The 18432-nt window shown below is 67.1% G+C and carries 17 protein-coding genes; 4 read left to right on the forward strand and 13 right to left on the reverse strand.

Features of this window, described 5'->3' with window-relative positions; translation table 11 throughout:
- Positions 1-43 precede the first annotated feature (43 nt).
- Complete coding sequence (locus MHA02_RS05515) at positions 44-1603, forward strand: SpoVR family protein (RefSeq protein WP_147077391.1); 1560 nt, start codon at positions 44-46, stop codon at positions 1601-1603.
- Between the two features lie 76 nt (positions 1604-1679).
- Here MHA02_RS05515 and MHA02_RS05520 read toward each other — a convergent pair whose 3' ends face one another.
- From MHA02_RS05520 to bluB, 5 genes are all read right to left on the reverse strand, one after another.
- Complete coding sequence (locus MHA02_RS05520; protein ID WP_147077393.1) at positions 1680-4328, reverse strand: DUF2339 domain-containing protein; 2649 nt, start codon at positions 4326-4328, stop codon at positions 1680-1682.
- A 203-nt stretch (positions 4329-4531) separates the two neighbouring features.
- On the reverse strand, positions 4532-5242 hold the full coding sequence (locus MHA02_RS05525) for a BA14K family protein (RefSeq protein ID WP_147077395.1): 711 nt from the start codon (positions 5240-5242) through the stop codon (positions 4532-4534).
- 506 nt (positions 5243-5748) lie between these two features.
- Complete coding sequence (locus MHA02_RS05535; protein WP_238180478.1) at positions 5749-6153, reverse strand: L,D-transpeptidase; 405 nt, start codon at positions 6151-6153, stop codon at positions 5749-5751.
- A 383-nt stretch (positions 6154-6536) separates the two neighbouring features.
- On the reverse strand, positions 6537-7052 hold the full coding sequence (locus MHA02_RS05540; protein WP_147077401.1) for a L,D-transpeptidase: 516 nt from the start codon (positions 7050-7052) through the stop codon (positions 6537-6539).
- Between the two features lie 177 nt (positions 7053-7229).
- Positions 7230-7865 carry a 5,6-dimethylbenzimidazole synthase gene (gene bluB, locus MHA02_RS05545; RefSeq protein WP_147077403.1) on the reverse strand — a complete coding sequence of 212 codons (636 nt, stop codon included), beginning with the start codon at positions 7863-7865 and terminating at the stop codon, positions 7230-7232.
- 429 nt (positions 7866-8294) lie between these two features.
- Here bluB and MHA02_RS05550 point away from each other — a divergent pair, with 429 nt between their 5' ends.
- Positions 8295-8669, forward strand: coding sequence for a DUF2794 domain-containing protein (locus tag MHA02_RS05550; protein ID WP_147077405.1), 375 nt, complete (start codon positions 8295-8297; stop codon positions 8667-8669).
- Positions 8670-8674: 5 nt separating this feature from the next.
- Here MHA02_RS05550 and MHA02_RS05555 read toward each other — a convergent pair whose 3' ends face one another.
- The 7 genes from MHA02_RS05555 to recQ form a co-directional block, all read right to left on the reverse strand.
- Positions 8675-9577, reverse strand: a complete 903-nt coding sequence (locus tag MHA02_RS05555; RefSeq protein ID WP_147077407.1) for an NAD(P)/FAD-dependent oxidoreductase — start codon at positions 9575-9577, stop codon at positions 8675-8677.
- A gap of 130 nt (positions 9578-9707) precedes the next feature.
- Positions 9708-10049, reverse strand: coding sequence for a Grx4 family monothiol glutaredoxin (gene grxD, locus MHA02_RS05560; RefSeq protein WP_147077409.1), 342 nt, complete (start codon positions 10047-10049; stop codon positions 9708-9710).
- Positions 10046-10597: a DUF29 domain-containing protein gene (locus tag MHA02_RS05565; RefSeq protein ID WP_147077411.1), complete on the reverse strand. Its 552-nt coding sequence runs from the start codon at positions 10595-10597 to the stop codon at positions 10046-10048. The genes grxD and MHA02_RS05565 overlap by 4 nt, the downstream gene beginning before the upstream one ends.
- A 25-nt stretch (positions 10598-10622) precedes the next feature.
- On the reverse strand, positions 10623-10859 hold the full coding sequence (locus tag MHA02_RS05570) for a BolA family protein (RefSeq protein WP_147077413.1): 237 nt from the start codon (positions 10857-10859) through the stop codon (positions 10623-10625).
- Between the two features lie 32 nt (positions 10860-10891).
- Complete coding sequence (gene purL / locus MHA02_RS05575; RefSeq protein ID WP_147077415.1) at positions 10892-13117, reverse strand: phosphoribosylformylglycinamidine synthase subunit PurL; 2226 nt, start codon at positions 13115-13117, stop codon at positions 10892-10894.
- Positions 13118-13282: 165 nt separating this feature from the next.
- Entirely contained in the window at positions 13283-14365 is a 1083-nt protein-coding gene (locus MHA02_RS05580; protein WP_238180476.1) for a hydrolase, read from the reverse strand.
- A 283-nt stretch (positions 14366-14648) separates the two neighbouring features.
- Positions 14649-16511: a DNA helicase RecQ gene (gene recQ / locus MHA02_RS05585; protein WP_147077418.1), complete on the reverse strand. Its 1863-nt coding sequence runs from the start codon at positions 16509-16511 to the stop codon at positions 14649-14651.
- 89 nt (positions 16512-16600) lie between these two features.
- Here recQ and MHA02_RS05590 point away from each other — a divergent pair, with 89 nt between their 5' ends.
- A complete protein-coding gene (locus MHA02_RS05590) occupies positions 16601-16843 on the forward strand; it encodes a type II toxin-antitoxin system VapB family antitoxin (RefSeq protein ID WP_147077420.1) in 243 nt (80 codons plus the stop codon).
- Positions 16843-17247 carry a type II toxin-antitoxin system VapC family toxin gene (locus MHA02_RS05595; protein WP_147077423.1) on the forward strand — a complete coding sequence of 135 codons (405 nt, stop codon included), beginning with the start codon at positions 16843-16845 and terminating at the stop codon, positions 17245-17247. The genes MHA02_RS05590 and MHA02_RS05595 overlap by 1 nt, the downstream gene beginning before the upstream one ends.
- Positions 17248-17253: 6 nt before the next feature.
- Here the strand turns inward: MHA02_RS05595 and recF are convergent, their stop codons facing one another.
- The gene (recF, locus tag MHA02_RS05600; RefSeq protein ID WP_147077424.1) at positions 17254-18414 is read right to left on the reverse strand and encodes a DNA replication/repair protein RecF; all 1161 of its coding nucleotides are present in this window, start codon (positions 18412-18414) and stop codon (positions 17254-17256) included.
- Positions 18415-18432: the final 18 nt, after the last annotated feature.

An 18432-nucleotide genomic window follows, 5' to 3' on the forward strand; every position in this document is an offset into this window, starting at 1 on the left:
GCAGGGGGGAGAGGGTTTGGCGCGCGCTCAAATGGGAGGCTGCATGGCAAGCCTGACACTCGCACCGGCCGCGAAAACCCACGAGCCGCTCTTCACCGGCAACGACTGGGATTTCGACACCATCCGCCGCATCCACGAGGCCTGTGAGGTCGAGGCGCGGGCGCTGGGGCTGTCCTGGTATCCGAACCAGATCGAGATCATCACCGCCGAGCAGATGCTCGACGCGTATTCCTCGATCGGCATGCCGCTGTTCTACAAGCACTGGTCCTTCGGCAAGCACTTCGCGCAGCAGGAAGCGAGCTACCGGCGTGGGCATATGGGCCTTGCCTACGAGATCGTCATCAACTCCGACCCGTGCATCTCCTACGTGATGGAGGAGAACTCGGCGACGATGCAGACGCTCGTCATCGCGCACGCCGCTTTCGGCCATAACCACTTCTTCAAGAACAACTATCTCTTCCGGCAATGGACGGATGCCGAGGGCATCCTCGACTATCTCGATTTCGCCAAGACCTACATCACCCGGTGCGAGGAGCGTTACGGTCATCAGGCCGTCGAACAGGTGCTGGACGCCGCCCACGCACTGATGAGCCAGGGCGTCCACCGCTATCCCCGCAAGAAGCGGCCCGACCTCGCCTCCGAACAGCGCCGCGAGCGCGAGCGGGTCGAGCACGGCGAGCAGATCTTCAACGACCTCTGGCGGACCCTGCCGGCCAAGGCCGACGCGGCCAAGGGCGACCCGGCCCTCGACCGCCGTCGCGCCCTGCTGGAACTGCCGCAGGAGAACATCCTCTACTTCCTGGAGAAGGTCGCGCCGCGCCTGCGTCCGTGGCAGCGCGAATTGCTGCGCATCGTCCGGCTCGTCGCCCAGTATTTCTATCCCCAGCGCCAGACCAAGGTGATGAACGAGGGGTGCGCCACCTACGTCCACTATCGCATCATGAACGCGCTCTCCGAGAAGGGCCTGATCGACGAGGCGGCCTATCTCGAGTTCCTGACTTCCCACACCAACGTGATCCGTCAGCCGAACTTCGACGACCGTAGCTTCGGCGGCCACAACCCCTACGCCCTCGGCTTCGCGATGATGCAGGACATCGCCCGCATCGTGGAGCACCCGACCGACGAAGATCGCGCGTGGTTCCCACAGATCGCCGGCATCGGCGACCCGATGGCGGTGCTGCGCGATTGCTGGGAGAACTATCGCGACGAGAGTTTCATCGCGCAGTTCCTGAGCCCGAAACTCATGCGCGACATGCGCCTGTTCCACGTGGTGGACGATCCCGAAGAGACGGAACTGCGGGTCGAGGCGATCCACGACGAGCGCGGCTACCGCAAGATGCGCCGCTCCTTCGCCCGCCAGTACGACGTGGCTTGGCTCGACCCGGACATCGAGGTGGTCGACGTCGACCTCGAGGGCGACCGCCGTCTCATCGTCCACCACAAGGCGATCAACCGCATCACGCTGCAGAAGGACGATGCCCGCCGGGTGCTGCAGCACCTCGCCGACCTCTGGGGCTACGACGCGGTGCTGAAGGAGGTCGACCCGGCCACCGGCACGGTGCTCGTGGAGCACAACGCAAGCGCGCGGCCAATTTTCTTCTGAGTTTCACACCATCGCCGGTCGATGGGCTCGCTCGCATTCGGCGTGCTTTTTCGTCGTCGCGAGGCGAAGCCTGTGATCAGGTCGCCCGCGCCGGCGCGAACACGAAGCGCTGGTACACGAGGCCGATCCCGATCAGCACCGCGCCGAGGCCGAGGAACGACAGCGCCCGCAGCGGCCCGTCGAGCCCCGCGAGGTCGACCAGGAAGACCTTGAGCGTCGAGAGTGCGACCAGGGCCGCCGAAGCGAGCCGCGCCGTCAGCGAGTGGCGCAGCAATCCGTAGCCGAGCAGGGCCAAGCCGAAGGCGAGCCAGCCGGCGGAATAGGCGTACCACTCGGGCTGGCTCGTCTCCCGGTCGAGGCCCATCTGTGCGCCCTGGAAGCCGTGGCGGATGGTGAGCGTCAGCGCCAGGAAGCCCAGGATCATCCCGACGCCGCCGGCCGCCAGCACATACCAGCGCGGCCGCGTCGCCTGCGCCGTCCGGGCGAGCGCAAGCGCGACGAGCGCCGGCAGCCCGTAGGCGATTACGATCTCGTTGAAGAGGATGCCACCGCCGACGGCCTCGTCGGTCAGCAGCGGGTTCACCGCGAACACCAGTGCGAGCAGGCTCTGCGCGAAGGCGATCACCCCGAAGGCGAGGCTCGCGATCCGGATCACCGCCGAATGGTGGACGCCGTCCAGCCGCACCAGCACCGCCGCGAAGCCGAGCGCCGACAACGCCATCAGCCCCTGCTCCAGCACACCGCTATCCTCGGCGAAGATGTCGCCACCATGGAGTGCGTGCCGGATCTCGAAGAAGACGAGGAAGGCCGCGAGCAGGAAGCTCAACGCCTCGGCGATCAGGGGAGGGGCGTCGGGCTTCGTGCCGGGCAGGCGGATCAGACGCGACGCCAGGCCGAATGCGAGCGCGGGCACGCCGTAGCCCACGAGCAGCCAGTTCAGGACCGGCATTTGCCCGAGTTCGCCGCCGACCACCATCGGATCCCAGGCGAGCCGGCCCGCCACGACCACGCCCAGCCCGGCGACGCACCAGCGTAGGGCCGGGATGTCGAGCCGGCGGGCGATCGCCCCGGTGCCGAGAGCCGCGAGTGCCATCGCGACGGTGAGCGAGCCGCCCGAGACCGCGAAGACCATGCCGAGCGCGAGGGCAGCCACCGCGGCCGCGGCGAAGACGCCGAAACCGATCGTCAGCGCATCGGCCGGCGTGCGCTCGCGCTGGGCGCGGAATGCCGCTGCGAGCCCCGTCATGCCAAGCGCCAGCACGCCGGCCGCGAGCGCGAAGGATGGGGAGACGGAGGCCTGCGCGAGCCGCAGGTACGCGAATGACAATGCCGCCAAAGGCGCCAAGGCTGCGCCGGCCGCGTAGATCAGCGCCGTGGCAAGCGGCAGGCGGCCGCCGCCGATCAGCCTGAGGCCGCCCATTGCCGCAATGCCGACAGCCGAAAGGCCGGCGAGCGCGAGCAGGACGCCCGGATCGGTCGTATCGAGCCGGATCAGCAGGCTGTCCCAATGCAGACCGGGTTCCGGCGGCCAGAGGATGATCACCGCACTCGACGCCAACCCGGCGACCACCAGCCCAGCCGCCGCGGGCATGACCAGGAACCCGGCCGCAGCCGGGATCACGACCGCCGCGAGCGCGGTAAGAATCCAGACGGCTCCGTAGCCCGTCTGGACGGTCAGCCCGAGCACGGCGAGCATCGTCAGCGCCGCAGCGAACAGGACGGCGGTCGTAGCGCGGTCCGGTCGAGCGTGTTCCGCCGTCGTGGCGTGGTGAGGCAGGGCGAAGGTGAGACCCGCGAGGGCGGCCTGCAGAACGACATGAATGAGCGCTGCCGCTGCGGTCGAGGCATCCCCGGCAGACAGCCCCAGCAGCAGCGACCAAGCCCCTGCGCCGATCCCCCCTGCGACGGCGAGAGCGCGCCAGCCCTTGAACCATGCGAAGCCGTAGGCGCTGGCCGCGACGACCGGCAGGTAGAGGGTCAGCGGCCAAGCGCTGCCGCCGCCCTTGCCGACGAGAAGCGGTGTCGCCAGTGCACCGATGAGGCCGATCCCCGCGAGGGCAGGGCCATGCAGAAGGGCGAGCACCATGGCCGCGAGGCCGGTCGCGCCGAGCGCTACGAAGGCGAGTTCGGGGCCGATGAAGCCGTAGAGCGCGTAGGCCGCGTAGATCGCGCCGAACAGTGCGACGGTCCCGGCGGCGGTCACCATGGCCGGGATGTCGGGCCATGTCGCCGGCACTGGAAGGGTCCCGCGCAAACGACGCCGCAGGGTCTCGCCGACGGCCAGGAATCCGAGAGCCAGGGCGAAGCCGGAGGCCATCCGCAGAGCCGGCCCGAAATAGCCGGCTTCCACCGAGTAACGCACCAGCAGAGCCGCCCCGAACGCTAGGGCGATGCCACCGACCCAGACCGTCCAGCGCGTGCCGAAGCGCTCTTCGAACGAGGGGCGGGGCGGCTTGGCCACCGGGTCGGGCCGGGATTTGGGGATCGGGGGGACGGTCGGCGCAGGGCGAAGATTTTCGCGGGCTGGTTCCGGCTGGCGTCGCGAGGCCGGCGCCTCCAACGTCGGGGCAGCGGCCGGCGGCATCCGCTCGAATGCTGCGAGCCGGGATTCCAGCACAGCAATTCGCCCGCGTTGCGCGATCGTCAGAGCAATGGCGACGGGGCCGGATACGAGTATGGCGAGCGCGGCAATCGCGAGACCCGCGTAGAAGACCAGCTCGTCCATCGTTCCGGTACCCGAATGACCCGTCGCATCGGTGCGCCGGTCAAGCGGAACAATCTGTGCGCCGGGTCACGTCTGCGGGAAAGCCTTCACCGTCGGTCTTGAGGCCGATGACGTCGTCCATTCACGAGATATCTCATGGACCATACGAAAAACCCCGCGAGCCGATGGCTCACGGGGTCGAATCATCATCGAAGCAGATGGGATTACGGGCAGGAGCGCCGCTTGCCGCCTTTGCCGATGTAGGTGCTGCTACGGGGATCGTAGGTCTTGAAGCGCTTGGCACAGTAGGCGGCCTGTTCGTCGCCTGCGGGTGCAACCTCTTCGTCGTCGTATCCGGCGGCCGCATAGCCGTCATTGTAGTAGCCGTAGGGGTAACCGTAACCGTATCCGAAGCCGGTTCCGTACCCGAAGCCGCCGCCATAGCCATAACTGGGATAATAGCGACCACGGCCGCCGTATCCTGGCCAGCCGGGCCGGCCCGGACGATTCCAACCGGGATTGCCGCCGCCATTCGCGATCCCGCCGGGCCGACCGGGATTCAACCCACCGCCGGGATTGCCTGGATTGAGACCCGGCGTGCCGGGGTTCCGCACCACGGCCCCGCCGAGGGCATTACCGCCAAGGCCGCCGCGAGGTCCCGCGGCGAACCCGCCGCCACCGACACCGGCACCGCCGAAACCACCACCACGGCCTCCGCCGCCTCCGATCGAGCCGCCGCCGACGCCACCCCCGACCGAGCCACCGCTGAAGCCGCCTCCGCCGACGCCAACTCCTCCGCCTCCGAAGCCACCACCAAGTCCGGCCCCACCGACGCCGACACCGCCGCCACTCAAGGCGTTCTGGGCTTCGACGGTCGTCGTCGCCATGACGAAGCAGGCGACCATGACGGTCGAAGTCAGAAAAATACGTTTCATGTCCGGATTTCCATCGATCATTCGCGGATCTCTGAAGACATAACGCGCGTGAGCAGGATTCAGTCCCTGGATCTCTCGTTTCGGGAGACTTCTGGTCGCGAAGCGAGACCGCGACAGGGCGAAATCTGAAGAGCCATCGGATCTGCCGCGAAACCTTGGCCGGCGGCAGCGGTTGAAGCTCAACGCCGCTCGGTTCGGTCCGGGCCAGATGGTTCCGGGGGCGGTGCGCCAGCGTAGCAACGGCGGACGGCCTCCCGGAATGCCTCGACCTGCGCCGGCGTCAGGCGCCTCAACCGCGCCTCCAGAAGCGCCCGGCCGCCGGCCGCATCGGGATTCGCTTCAAACTCGGCTTCTGTCGGCACGTGGTTCTCCGAAGGCCGTCCTCCGGGCCGGAGCATGCTCCGCTTCTCGGCATCGGACTCTCGGGTTTCAACCACGTGCCCCGCGTTTCGTTCGGTCGCGATCGCCTGCTGGTACCCAACAATGGCGGTCGCAGGATGCCGATTTTAACGCACCACGTAGACTTGCGTGCCCACCGAGACGCGCTCGAACAGGTCGGCGATGTCCTGGTTGTGCATGCGGATGCAGCCATACGAGGCGAAGTGACCAATGGATTCGGGCCGGTTGGTGCCGTGGATCGCGTATTGGCCGCCGCGCAGGGTCATGGCGGCCACGCCCATCGGGTTGCTCGCCGTCCCGCCTCGGATCAGGTTCGGTAGGCGGGGGTGATCGCGTTTGACCACGGCGGGCGGCGACCAGTCCGGCTGGTAGTACTTGCCGTCGATCATGGTCTGGCCGGCCCATTGCTTGCCCGGCTTGCCGACCGCCACCGGATAGCGGATCGCGGTGCCGTCGCCGTTGACGAGATAGAGCCGGCGCTCCGACGTCCGCACCACCAGCGAGCCGGCCATACCGGCGCCCGTGAACGGCACGACTTCGCGGGCCTGAACGGGAGCAGAGACGAACAATCCCGCCGAAAGCGTGGCCGATACGCCGACGCCCAATACAGATTTCCAGAACATCGATTAGTGCCCTCCGAGCGCGCTTCTACGCTGGAGGATGATGCGGCCCTAAGCTTTCCATTCTCCTTTCAGTGCTCGGCATGTAGATCTAAAGCAGAAAAACTAGAAGCTATGATTAAGGCATACTGATAAAATTCGCTCCGATCAAACAACGTTCGCCGGTTTTGTCTTAGCTTTCTCGAAGGCTGCATCGATACGAGCGCCGGACATGGTTACGCCGTGACCGGGGCTTCGGCCCCGGTCACGGCGTAATTACCGGAAACGGACGACGATCAGCGGGTCACGTAGACCTGCGTGCCGACCGAGACGCGCTGGAAGAGGTCCGAAATGTCCTGGTTGTACATGCGGATGCAGCCGTAGGAGGCGAAGGTGCCGATCGAGCTCGGCTTGTTGGTGCCGTGGATGGCGTATTCGCCACCCCGCAGCGTCATAGCCGCGACGCCCATTGGGTTGCCGCGGGTTCCGCCGCGGATCAGGTTCGGCAGGTGCGGATGGTCGCGCTTCACGTCGGAAGGCGGCGACCAGTCGGGCTGGAAATACTTGCCGTCGATCTCGGTGCGGCCGGCCCATTGCTTGCCCGGCTTGCCGACCGCCACCGGATAGCGGATCGCCGTCCCGTCCCAATTGACGAGGTAGAGCCGGCGCTCGGACGTCCGCACGACGAGCGACCCGGCCAGACCGGGCTCGTTGAACGGAACCACTTCGCGGGCCTGAACGGGCGCTGCCGCAAGCAGACCGACGGTCAACGCGCCGACGACACCTCTGCCAAATCCCCTATTCCCGAACATCGGAATTCGTCCTTCAAGCGTGACCTTACGCAAGAGGACAATTCGCAGCCAAGCTTGGCGTTCCTGTTACCGCACATGGTTTAGCGAAGCCGAATTACGTAATTTGGTCCCGACAGCTAACGGGCTCTTGCAGAGAACAGTCGACTCAACCATCCGGTGAGTCGAAGACCCGTAACATTACCGTTCCGTGAGGGACGCGGAGGCAGGCGACCGCGCTTGCCAGCTATGGCGGACCAGCTCGGGATCGCTGTGCGCTTCCATCGGCTGCCCGACGCAGAGATAGGCGATGAGCCGCCACGCCGCCGGCACGTCGAGGAGCCCAGTCACCACCTCCGGTTCGAGGATCGAGACCCAGCCGACGCCGAGCCCGTGCGCCCGGGCCGCGAGCCAGAACGTGTGAACCGCCGTCACCGCCGAGTATCGCAGCATCTCCGGCATGGTCTCGCGGCCGAGGCCGTAGCCGGTCTCGGTGGCCTCGTCGCAGAACACGGCGAGATGAACTGGGGCCTCGCGGAGCCCTTCGAGCTTCAAGCTCGCATAGAGTTCGCGCCGCTCATCGGCATAGGAGGCGCAGGCGGCAGCATTGCAGCGCGAAAAACTCGCGACCACGGCCGCACGGCGGGAAGGGTCCGCCACCCGCACGAAGCGCCAGGGCTGGCTGTTGCCGACCGACGGCGCCAGGCTCGCCAAGGCAAGGCAGGCCGACAGCACGGTCTCATCGACGGGGTCGTCGCGGAAGCGACGCACGTCACGGCGCCAAGCAAAGAGTTCGGCGAGACGATCGCGGAACGCGGCGTCGAAATCGGGGGGCACGCTCTACGGATCCGAGAGAACAGGGACGAAACTTGCGCCGGGCGGAATTGCCGTGGCAGCTCAGTCTAGCGGATCGGCGGGACGCGTGCCGGACAAAAAAGGGGCGGCGCTCCGAGGAGGCCGCCTGAAGTCCTTGGGTCTCGAAACCTCGGAGTGCCGGGTACGCGCTGGTCCGATGCAGCCACCGCGGGCTGGGGAGCTCGGGTGCGGGGCCGCTTCGGAACCCGTGACCGACGAGGTTTCAGACCGCAGTCAAGCGTTTCACGAAGGCGATGCAAGGGCGAAAACACGGCCAGATCGTGGCGAAGTGTTTCGCCACCTTATCCGCATGCCGGCAACGGATCGGCAGCGGGGACGGCCTTGCGGGCGGAGGAAGCCCGGCCCATCATCGTCGTCCGGCCGCATCGACGGCCTCGCCCGGGAGGGACGATGAGCGAACTGCGCAGCGCCGACGAGCATGCGGACGACCCGAACAGTCGGGTGATCCCGTTTCCTTCCGAAGCCTCCACGCCTCAGATCGCCTTCAACCGCGAGGAGCTGCGCACGATCTTCAATCTCTACGGCCGCCGCGTCTCCGAAGGCGAGTGGCGCGACTACGCCCTCGACTTCCGACGGGACAAGGCCGTGTTCTCGATCTACCGGCGCAGCTCGGAGATGCCGCTCTACCGGATCGAGAAGGATCCGAAACTCGCCCGCCGACAGGGTGCCTATGCCGTGATCGCAGCCGGCGGCCTCGTCATGAAGCGAGGCCACGATCTCGCCCGCGTCATCGCCGTCCTGGAGAGGCCGCTGCGGGCGGTGTGATCGTATCAGGCCGTATCCTCGGCGATCAGCTCCATGTTGATGGCGAACGCGGCCATGGCGCCCTCGGCTGCGGCGACGATCGCGAGTTGCACGCGGCGCGAGGCGTCCCCGGCGACGAAGAGGCCGGGCACGTTGGTCTTCTCGTAGTCGCCCTTGGTCGGCACGACCCCCTTGTCGGTGAGATCGCAGCCAAGTTGCCCGATCAGATGCGACGGCTCGCATTCGACGGGCATGAGGAAGACATCGGAGCAGGGAATCCGCAGGCCGTCGCGAAACAGCAGTGCCTCCGCCTCGCGTCCGTTGCCCTCGAGCCTGCCGATCGGCGTCTCGACGATACGGATGCCGTTGCGGCCGAGCCGATCACGATCCTTATCCGACAGATCGCCGTCGGTGCCGTCGGTGCAGAGGGTGACGTCGCGGCTCCAGCAGCTCAGTTCGAGCGCTACGCTGCAGCCGCCATGGCCGCGCCCGTAGGCGACAAGCGGCCGGTCGCGGGCCTCGTATCCGTCGCAATACGGACAGGAATGGACGCCGGTACCCCAATAGATCTCGAAGCCCTCGATCTTCGGCAGGTCCTGCCGCAATCCGGTCGCGAGGAGTAGCCGGCGTGCACTCACGCGGACACCATCGGCCAACACGAGCTCGAAACGATCCTCGCGTCGGCGAGCCTCGACCACCTCGATCGCGCGGCGTTCGACCGTCTCATAGCGTTCGAGGTCGGCATGGGCCTGCTCGCGCAAGACGAAGGGCGGGGTGCCGTCGCGCGTGAAGACGCCCCAGGTCAGCGGCGTCGCGGCATTGCGCGGCCGGCCGGCATCGCAGAGCAGGACGTCGCGGCGGCAGCGGCCGAGGATGAGCGCAGCGTTCAGCCCGGCCGGGCCGCCGCCCACGATGATCACGTCGCGCATCGTTTCCCGCATCCTCTCGCGTCGGACACAAGAGGGAAGCGGCGAAGCCCCGGGATCGTTTCCCAGCGGAGCCGCCTTCGGCATGAAAAAGGGCGCCGCAGCGCCCTTCTCGTCGCTATTTCCGTGCGGATCAGGCGGCGGCGATGTTCTTCACCGGGACGCCCTTCTCGGACAGGAACGTCTGCAATTCGCCCGACTGGAACATCTCGCGGGTAATGTCGCAGCCGCCGACGAACTCGCCCTTCACGTAGATCTGCGGGATGGTCGGCCAGTTGGAGAAGGCCTTGATGCCGTCGCGGATCGCCATGTCGTCGAGGACGTTCACGCCCTTGAACGGCACCTCGAGGTAGTTGAGGATCTGCACGACCTGACCCGAGAAGCCGCACATCGGGAATTGCGGCGTACCCTTCATGAACACGACCACATCCTGGGACTTGATCTCGTTCTCGATGGTGGTGTTGGCGTCGGTCATCGTGTCGTCCTCGTCTTCGGTTTCGCGTCAAATGTGAATTGAGAGCGATCGGATGGAGTTGGTATGGCGGAGCCAGCTAAGCGCAGTAGGGCATCATCGATATCCAGGATCGACTCGAGCAAAAGCTCCGGCGACAACGGGCAATCGGGCGGAAGGCCCGGTAGCATCGTATCGTCGTACATGCGCAAGCTCTGCTCTGCTCTCTCTTTCGCATCCTGCCAGATCCTGGCCCAATTGAGCCGCTGGCGCATTGCAGGTTCATAGCGAACCCTGGCCGACAGCTGAAAGGTTGCGATCTCGTCCCGCCAATGTCCGCGCGCCGGAGCATCCGGTGCCGACAACCGTTTCAGGAGATGGGCGAGCGTCTGCACCAGCAGACTTTCGACCGTCCGGACCTGAGATCGACCGACGCTTTCGATCTCCTCGGCGACGTTCTCCCAATCGACCGCGTTTGAAAGCTCGGCCCGAGAGCCGAGCGCCCGCAAAGCAGCAGCCTGTTCCTCGGCCCAGGTCACGATGTCGTCGTCGTAGAGGCTCGGCCGATCCATCGGATCCACCCGTTGCTGCGATCACCTAATCCTGGGGTACACCCGTGGTCAGCGCAAGGGCGTGGAGCACGCCGCCCATGCGCCCCTGGAGCGCGCCGTAGACCATCTGATGCTGGGCCACCCGGGTCTTGCCCTTGAAGGCCGAAGACAGGACCGTCGCGGCATAGTGGTCGCCGTCGCCAGCGAGATCCTTGATCTCGATCGTGGCGTCGGGCAGCGCCTCGCGGATCATGGCCTCGATCTCGCGCGCATCCATCGGCATCGTTGTATCTCCAGGGTTGCGGTGAGATCGTCTCAGGCGGCCGGGGCGGCCGGCTGGCTCGCCATGTAGGCCGGGAACCAGCCCTCGTGGGCGGCACGAAGGTCCGCCACCGATATGGTCTCGCCATCCGGCAGGGTCAAACGGTCGCCGCCGGTGGTGCCGATGCGCGTGGCCTCGATGCCCTGAGCCGAGGCGCCGGACAGGATCTCGGCGGCAACCTGGTCGCTCACGGCGAGCAGGTAGCGACCCTGGTCCTCGCCGAACAGCCACGCATGCGCCGCGATGCCCGACGGCACCCGCGGCACGGTGGCCCCGATGCCCGACGCGATGCTCATCTCGGCGAGCGCCACGGCGAGACCGCCATCGGATAGGTCGTGAACCGTGTCGACGGCACGCGAGGTGATCAGGCCGCGCACGAAGTCGCCGGTCGTCCGCTCTTCGGCGAGATCGACGGGCGGCGGCGCGCCTTCCTCACGGCCCGCGATCACCGAGAGATACTGCGACTGGCCGAGCCATCCCACGGTTCGCCCGAGGAGAACGAGGACGTCGCCTTCGCGCTTCAGGCCGATGCTGGCGTGGATCGCGACGTCGTCGAGCACGCCGACGCCGCCGATGGTCGGGGTGGGCAGAATGCCGACGCCGTTGGTCTCGTTGTAGAGGGAGACGTTGCCGGACACGACCGGGAAGTCGAGGGCGAGGCAGGCCTCGCCGATCCCCTTCAGGCAGCCGACGAGCTGGCCCATCACCTCCGGCTTCTCGGGATTGCCGAAGTTGAGGTTGTCGGTGATCGCCAGCGGCCGTGCGCCGACGGCGGTGATGTTGCGCCAGGCCTCGGCCACCGCCTGACGCCCGCCCTGGACCGGATCGGCCTCGCAATAGCGTGGCGTCACATCGGTGGTGATGGCGAGCCCCTTCGGGCCGTTCTCGACGCGCACGATCGCGGCATCGCCGCCGGGCTTCTGGATCGTGTTGCCCAGGATGAAATGGTCGTACTGCTCGTAGACCCAGCGCTTGGAGGCGAGTTCCGGCGATCCGATCAACCGGCGCAGGGCTTCGGCGTTCGAGACGGTCTGCGGCACGTCCTCCGCCTTCACGACAGGCTGGTGCGTGTTGGCGATATGCGGCCGGTCGTAGAGGGGGGCTTCGTCGCCGAGCTCCTTGATCGGCAGGTTGGCCATGGTCTCACCCTGCCACTTGATGACGAAGCGCAGCGTGTCCGTGGTGTGCCCGATCACCGCGAAGTCGAGGCCCCATTTGACGAAGATCGCCTCGGCTTGCGTCTCCATGCCGGGCTTGAGCACCACGAGCATGCGCTCCTGGCTCTCCGACAGCATCATCTCGTAGGGCGTCATGCCCGCCTCGCGCACCGGCACGGAGTCGAGGTTCAGTTCGACGCCGAGGTCGCCCTTGGCGCCCATCTCGACGGCCGAGCAGGTCAGGCCGGCCGCGCCCATGTCCTGGATGGCGATGACGGCGCCGGAGGCCATTAGTTCGAGGCAGGCCTCCAGCAGAAGCTTCTCGGCGAAGGGGTCGCCGACCTGCACGGTCGGGCGCTTGGCCTCGGTCTCCGCGTCGAATTCGGCCGACGCCATGGTGGCGCCGTGTATGCCGTCGCGGCCCGTCTTCGAGCCGAGATAGACGATCGGGTTCCCGACGCCGGTGGCCGCCGCGTAGAAGATGGCATCGGTCTTCGCGAGGCCGACTGCCATGGCGTTGACGAGAATGTTGCCGTCGTAACGCGAATGGAAGCCGACGAGACCGCCCACCGTCGGCACACCGAAGGAATTGCCGTAACCCCCGACGCCCGCGACCACACCGGAGACGAGGTGGCGCGTGCGTGGATGATCCGGCGAGCCGAAGCGCAGCGCGTTCAACGCCGCGATCGGCCGCGCACCCATCGTGAACACATCGCGAAGGATGCCGCCTACGCCGGTGGCCGCGCCCTGGTAGGGCTCGATGAAGCTCGGGTGGTTGTGACTCTCCATCTTGAAGACGCAGGCGAGCCCGTCGCCGATGTCGATGACGCCGGCATTCTCGCCCGGTCCCTGAATCACCCAGGGTGCCGTGGTCGGCAGCCCGCGCAGATGTTTGCGTGAGGATTTGTACGAACAGTGCTCGTTCCACATCGCCGAGACGATGCCGAGTTCGGTAAGCGTCGGATCGCGGCCGATCAGCCCGCGGAAGCGCGCGTACTCGTCGGGCGTGAGCCCGTGCTGACGGACGAGCTCCGGCGTGATCGGGACATCGTTGCGGAACATTCGGTCTCTCGCCTGGGACTGGCGTCGCAGTCTGGTCGCCAGGGGGAGATCCTTGGCCAAGGCCCCCCCGCGTATCGTGCGACGGATTAGATCGGCTGCGCTTCCACTGCAAACCCGTCGACCGGCCTGTCCGACGGGATCTCCGTTCCTGTTGCAGGGCTCAGTCTATTTTGCAGCCATCGGATGCTGAGGATGCGTCGAATCCCGCAGAGCGTGAACCGCGCGATACACCGGCGCAGCACCGGCGATCAGGGCGACATAATCGAAGGCGTACGGGTCCCGGCTCGACATGAGGAGCTGGAAATGCATGCGGAAGAAGTTCCAGCGCCGCATGGCGACGGTTCTCGGATCGATCAAGTCTGCGATGCCGACGCTGCAGGCCGCTGGACGGCCCGGATCGGGAGCATCGAGATTGGAGGCTTCGAGCGGATTGCGCAGGTGGATCGAGAGCCAGTCCCACGGCGCGCGCAGGTCGAGCCAGCCGATCGCGTCCGCTTCCGCGACTCTCGCAAGCGCACCGCGCACCGCCTGCGCCCGTGGATCGAGGGCGATCCAGGGGATAACGCTGCCGAGCGTCACCAGCGTGACCGGCGTTCCGCGCCGGCCGAACAGGGGATCGCGCGCGAGGACGCGGTCGAGCGCTTCGAGGGCGAGAAAGCTCGACGAGGAATGCCCGACCACCACGACCTCCGAAGCCTCGGCCTCCGCGGCCTGGATCCGGAGAGCCCAGGCATCCAGGCGCTCGCGCATATCTGCGTCGCCGCCCGAGGCATGTTCGTGCGTGAAGGCCGCGTCGTCGACGAGATGCGCGATGTAGAACGGTCGGCCCTTCGTGATCCGCGTCAGCAGTCCGAGGTTGCCGTAGGCCGCCAGGGCGATCAGGACGAGATCGAGCAGCATCGGCCCGTCACCGACGAAGGTCGCCGACACGATTGCAGCCGCCAGAGCGAGGCTCGCGCCGACGAGCACTGCATAGAGCAGGTGGACGACTAGAATCACCGTCGAGAATTGCCAGGCCTCACGCCTGAATGCGCGGAGATAGCCGCTCCGCCAGAGCCGCCACCACAGAACCGGCGCTGCGGTCAGCCGGGTGAAGTTCGACCGCGGAAAACGGGAGCGGACGATGTCGTCCCATCGCAGAAGGCCGTAGCGTGTTCGGGTGCAGACGCCACCCTCGACGCCGCCGACCATCCAATCGAGGCTGTGGCCGTCGCTCGAGCGGGCAGGGTCCCCGACCTCGATCGTCATGCCGCGCCGGCTCGCCGTCAGCCGGCTCTCGCGCCGGAGGAGCCCCCAATAGGCTTCAGGCTCGCGCGGATCGAAGCCGGGAAGGTAAAAGACCTGGCGCGGCCTGATCGTGTCGTCGGGGTCGGAAATGGTTCACGCTCATTGCGGGCGACGCCGGACGCAAGCGTTGCCGCCGGAAGGGCCGTCTGCCTAGCATCATCCGACAGGGCGAAGGCGTGCAAAACCGCAGCCTCCGGTTTGCGCCGCCGTCCCCCGGTCGCACATTACAGATTGGGCCGTCGCATCAGTCCGCAGCGACTCGGCCGCGCCGTCCGTCATCGGCGAGATACGCGGCAATGGCTTCGACGAAGCGCTGGCCATAGGCCTCGCGCTTGCGCTCGCCGACGCCGTGGACGCTGCGGAGCGCCCAGAGATCGACCGGTTTCGCTCGGGCCATCTCGAGCAGAGTCTTGTCCGGAAACACGATGAAGGCGGCGACGTTCTCGGCACGGGCGATCGTGGCGCGCAATCCGCGCAGGTGTTGGAACAGCGCCTCGTCGGCCTCGCCGAGCTGCAGCGCATCGTCGTCACGCGCCGCTCCACGCCGGCTCCTCGGTTCGGCCTTCCGCGGTTCGGGATCGGGCCGGACCTGCATGGTCTCGCGGCCGAACAGGATCGCCTCACCCTTCTCGGTCATGGTCAGCCCGCCATAGCCGTCGCCGTTCTCGGCGACCGCGCCGGCGGCGAAGAGCTGGCGCAGGATAGCGCGCCATGCGGCGACGGGCTTGTCGGCACCGACGCCGAAGGTCTTGAGCTGGCCGTGGCCGTTCTTCCGGATCGGCTCGGATTCCTTGCCGTGCACGACGTCGCAGACATAGGCCGCCCCGAAGCGCTGCCCGGTCCGCACGATCGCCGAGAGCAGCTTCTGGGCTTCCACGGTACCGTCGATCAGCGCGACGCCGCCGCGGCAGAGATCGCAGCGACCGCAGGGCTCGCTCGACTCGCCGAAATACGAGAGCAGCGATTGCCGGCGGCAGGCTGCCCCTTCGCAGAGCGAGATCATCGCTTCGAGCTTGCGCCGCTCGACCCGGCGGCGCTCGTCCGGCACTTCTTTCTCATCGATCTGGCGGCGGCGCAGTGACATGTCGTCGAGGCCGTAGAGCGTCAGCGTGTCGGCGGGGAGCCCGTCGCGGCCGGCGCGGCCGATCTCCTGATAGTAGCCCTCGACATTGGTCGGCATGTCGGCGTGGCAGACGAAACGGACGTCGGGCTTGTTGATGCCCATACCGAAGGCCACCGTAGCGGTCATCACGACCCCGTCCTCCTGCAGGAAGGTGTCCTGGTTCCGCATCCGCGTGCCCTGGTCGAGGCCGGCATGGTAGGGCAGTGCGTTGAAGCCGTCGCCCTTGAGGGTCTCGGCGAGCTGTTCCACGCGCTTGCGCGACGAACAGTATATGATGCCGCTCTCCGCCCGGCGATTGCGCAGGAAGCGCTCCAGCTGCCGTGTCGGGTTGTCCTTGGCCGCGAAGGTCAGCCGGATGTTCGGCCGGTCGAAAGAGTGGACGAAGGTCTTTGCCTCACGTCCCGTCGGGAAAAGCCGCTCGGCGATGTCCGTGCGCGTCGCGGCGTCGGCCGTGGCGGTGAGCGCCAGCGTCTGGACGTTGCCGAGGGCTTCGCGGGCGCGGGCGATCTCGCGGTACTCGGGGCGAAAATCGTGGCCCCACTGCGAGACGCAATGGGCTTCGTCCACGGCGAGGCGCTGTACGCCAGCGCTTCGTAGCGCCTCCATGCAGCCGTCCATTAGCAGGCGCTCGGGCGAGACGAAGAGCAGGCGGAGTTCACCCGAACGAATCTTGCGCCACGTCTCGCGCGCGGCCGTCTCGGCAATCGTCGAGTTCAGCGTCGCGGCCTCGACGCCGAAGCCGACCATCTGCTGCACCTGATCGTGCATCAGCGCGATCAGCGGCGAGATCACCACGGTGAGCCCGTCGCCCATCAGCGCCGGTAACTGATAGGTCATCGACTTGCCCGACCCGGTGGGCATCACCGCGAACACGTCCGTGCCGTCGAGCACGGCGCCGATCACCTCCGCCTGCCCAGGCCGGAAATCGTCGTAGCCGAAGGTCTTCTTGAGCGCGGCGCGGGCCTCGTTGAGGCGCTGGATCATGGGTGTCTCGGTCCGGCTCAAAGGCCAATTACTGTTGAAATCGGGATGTGTAGGCAATACGATCGGTCTGTCTACACAGGGAGGGCGATATGCCGCTCAACATCCGCAGCGATGAGGTGAACCGGCTTGCCGACAAGCTGGCCGCGGTCGCGCGTGTCAGCAAGACCGAAGCGGTCCGATTGGCGCTCGTCAACGAGTTGGAGCGTCGTGAGCAGTCGCTCTCCGAATTTCTCGCGCGCATCAAGCCGATCCAGGATCGGATCGCTCGCTATCCCGAGACCGGGCTCAAGACGGACAAGGCGTTCTTCGACAGCCTGTACGACGAGACCTGATGTTCATCGATGCGTCGGCCCTGGTCGCGATCCTGTGCGCCGAGACGGGATATGTGACGCTTGCCGATCACCTTCGTTCATCGGGCAGACCGATCACTTCCGCCTTCGCCATTTTCGAGACCGTCATGGCCTTGAGCCGAAAGAACGGATTGTCCGTCGAAGATGGAGAAACGGAGGTTCGACGCTTTCTGGTGTCTGCTGGCATTGCAATCGTAGCGATCGCGGACGACGAATCGCAGGCTGCACTCGCGGCGCATGCGCGCTTCGGCAAGGGCCGCGGTCATCCGGCCCAGCTCAACATGGGCGACTGCTTCGCCTATGCCTGCGCCCGCACGCACGACGTGCCGCTGCTCTTCGTCGGCGATGATTTTCCGCGGACGGACATCCGCTTGGCAACGGTCTGACCGCGCTCAATCCGATCGCGGCAAGACGATCCGCCCGTCGGCGACCTTCACGATGTCGGCGCGCTCGCCGAGTTCCGCGAACAGCGCCGGATCGGCTCCGGTCATCCAGACCTGACCCGACAGCGCGTCGAGGGCGTCGAACAGGCCGGCGCGGCGCCGCGGGTCGAGATGCGCCGCGACTTCGTCGAGCAGGATCAGCGGGGCCAGACCGCTCATCGCCTGGACGAGGCGCGCATGGGCCAGAACGAGTCCGATCAGCAAGGCCTTCTGCTCGCCGGTCGAGGCGGTCGCGGCGGGTACGTCCTTGGGCCCGTGGCGGACGACGAGGTCGGTGGTCTGCGCGCCGAACAGCGTGCGGCCGGCGGCGCGGTCGCGGTGGCGACCCTGGCGGAGGGCGGAGCGGAAGCGGTCTTCGGCCTCGAGCGCCGGCCAGACCGCGACGAGATCGTCGAGGTCCCCCGCGAGTCGGACGGAGGCCCAGGGAAAGGGCTGCGCGTCGTCACGGGTCTCGCCGATCAGCCGGTCGAGGCGCTCGACGGTCTCGCGCCGGGCGAGCGCGACGGCCACGCCGAGTTCGGCCACCTCGCGCTCGACTGCATCGAGCCAGCGGCCGTCGTCGGGCCGCTCGTCGAGCAGGCGGTTGCGCGAGCGCAGCGCCCGCTCCATGGCGCCGACGCGTCCGCCGTGGGTGGCATCCACCGCCAGCACGAGCCGGTCCAGAAACCGGCGGCGGTCGCCGGCGGCGCCGCGAAACAGGCCGTCGAGATCGGGCGTCAGCCAGACGATGCGCAGGAACTCGGCGAAGGCAACGGGAGAGGCAGCACCCGTGCCGTCGATCCGGCACAGACGCGTCGCGCGACCGTCGAAGCTAGGGGGTTCGTAGCCGGTGCCGAGCCTGTGCCCGTCCTCGCGTCCCCCGAGCGTGATCGACACGGCGAAGCCGCCCGGACCGCCAGCCCGCGCCATCCCCGAAAGGTCGGCACGACGCAATCCCCGGCCCGGCGAGAACAGCGAGATCGCTTCCAGCAGGTTGGTCTTGCCGGCGCCGTTCTCGCCGACGAGCGCGATGAAGCGGCTGCCGATCGGGAGATCGAGTTCGGTATGGTTGCGAAAGTCGCGCGCGATCAAGCGGGTGGGGCGAGCGCCCCCGCCCGAATGCGTATCCATTCCGCGCGATTTAGGACG

This window comes from Methylobacterium haplocladii, assembly GCF_007992175.1.
GTDB lineage: Bacteria > Pseudomonadota > Alphaproteobacteria > Rhizobiales > Beijerinckiaceae > Methylobacterium > Methylobacterium haplocladii.

Bases quoted from the DNA above. Each gene is read 5' to 3' on its own strand.
- MHA02_RS05590 (WP_147077420.1), top strand. From the start codon at position 16,601: ATGCCGCTCAACATCCGCAGCGATGAGGTGAACCGGCTTGCCGACAAG.
- recF (WP_147077424.1), bottom strand. From the start codon at position 18,414: ATGGATACGCATTCGGGCGGGGGCGCTCGCCCCACCCGCTTGATCGCG.
- MHA02_RS05535 (WP_238180478.1), bottom strand. From the start codon at position 6,153: ATGGCCGGCTCGCTGGTGGTGCGGACGTCGGAGCGCCGGCTCTATCTC.
- MHA02_RS05525 (WP_147077395.1), bottom strand. From the start codon at position 5,242: ATGAAACGTATTTTTCTGACTTCGACCGTCATGGTCGCCTGCTTCGTC.
- MHA02_RS05570 (WP_147077413.1), bottom strand. From the start codon at position 10,859: ATGCCGATGGATGCGCGCGAGATCGAGGCCATGATCCGCGAGGCGCTG.
- MHA02_RS05540 (WP_147077401.1), bottom strand. From the start codon at position 7,052: ATGTTCGGGAATAGGGGATTTGGCAGAGGTGTCGTCGGCGCGTTGACC.
- MHA02_RS05515 (WP_147077391.1), top strand. From the start codon at position 44: ATGGCAAGCCTGACACTCGCACCGGCCGCGAAAACCCACGAGCCGCTC.
- MHA02_RS05580 (WP_238180476.1), bottom strand. From the start codon at position 14,365: ATGACGATCGAGGTCGGGGACCCTGCCCGCTCGAGCGACGGCCACAGC.
- MHA02_RS05550 (WP_147077405.1), top strand. From the start codon at position 8,295: ATGAGCGAACTGCGCAGCGCCGACGAGCATGCGGACGACCCGAACAGT.
- recQ (WP_147077418.1), bottom strand. From the start codon at position 16,511: ATGATCCAGCGCCTCAACGAGGCCCGCGCCGCGCTCAAGAAGACCTTC.
- MHA02_RS05555 (WP_147077407.1), bottom strand. From the start codon at position 9,577: ATGCGCGACGTGATCATCGTGGGCGGCGGCCCGGCCGGGCTGAACGCT.
- MHA02_RS05595 (WP_147077423.1), top strand. From the start codon at position 16,843: ATGTTCATCGATGCGTCGGCCCTGGTCGCGATCCTGTGCGCCGAGACG.
- MHA02_RS05565 (WP_147077411.1), bottom strand. From the start codon at position 10,597: ATGGATCGGCCGAGCCTCTACGACGACGACATCGTGACCTGGGCCGAG.
- MHA02_RS05520 (WP_147077393.1), bottom strand. From the start codon at position 4,328: ATGGACGAGCTGGTCTTCTACGCGGGTCTCGCGATTGCCGCGCTCGCC.
- purL (WP_147077415.1), bottom strand. From the start codon at position 13,117: ATGTTCCGCAACGATGTCCCGATCACGCCGGAGCTCGTCCGTCAGCAC.
- grxD (WP_147077409.1), bottom strand. From the start codon at position 10,049: ATGACCGACGCCAACACCACCATCGAGAACGAGATCAAGTCCCAGGAT.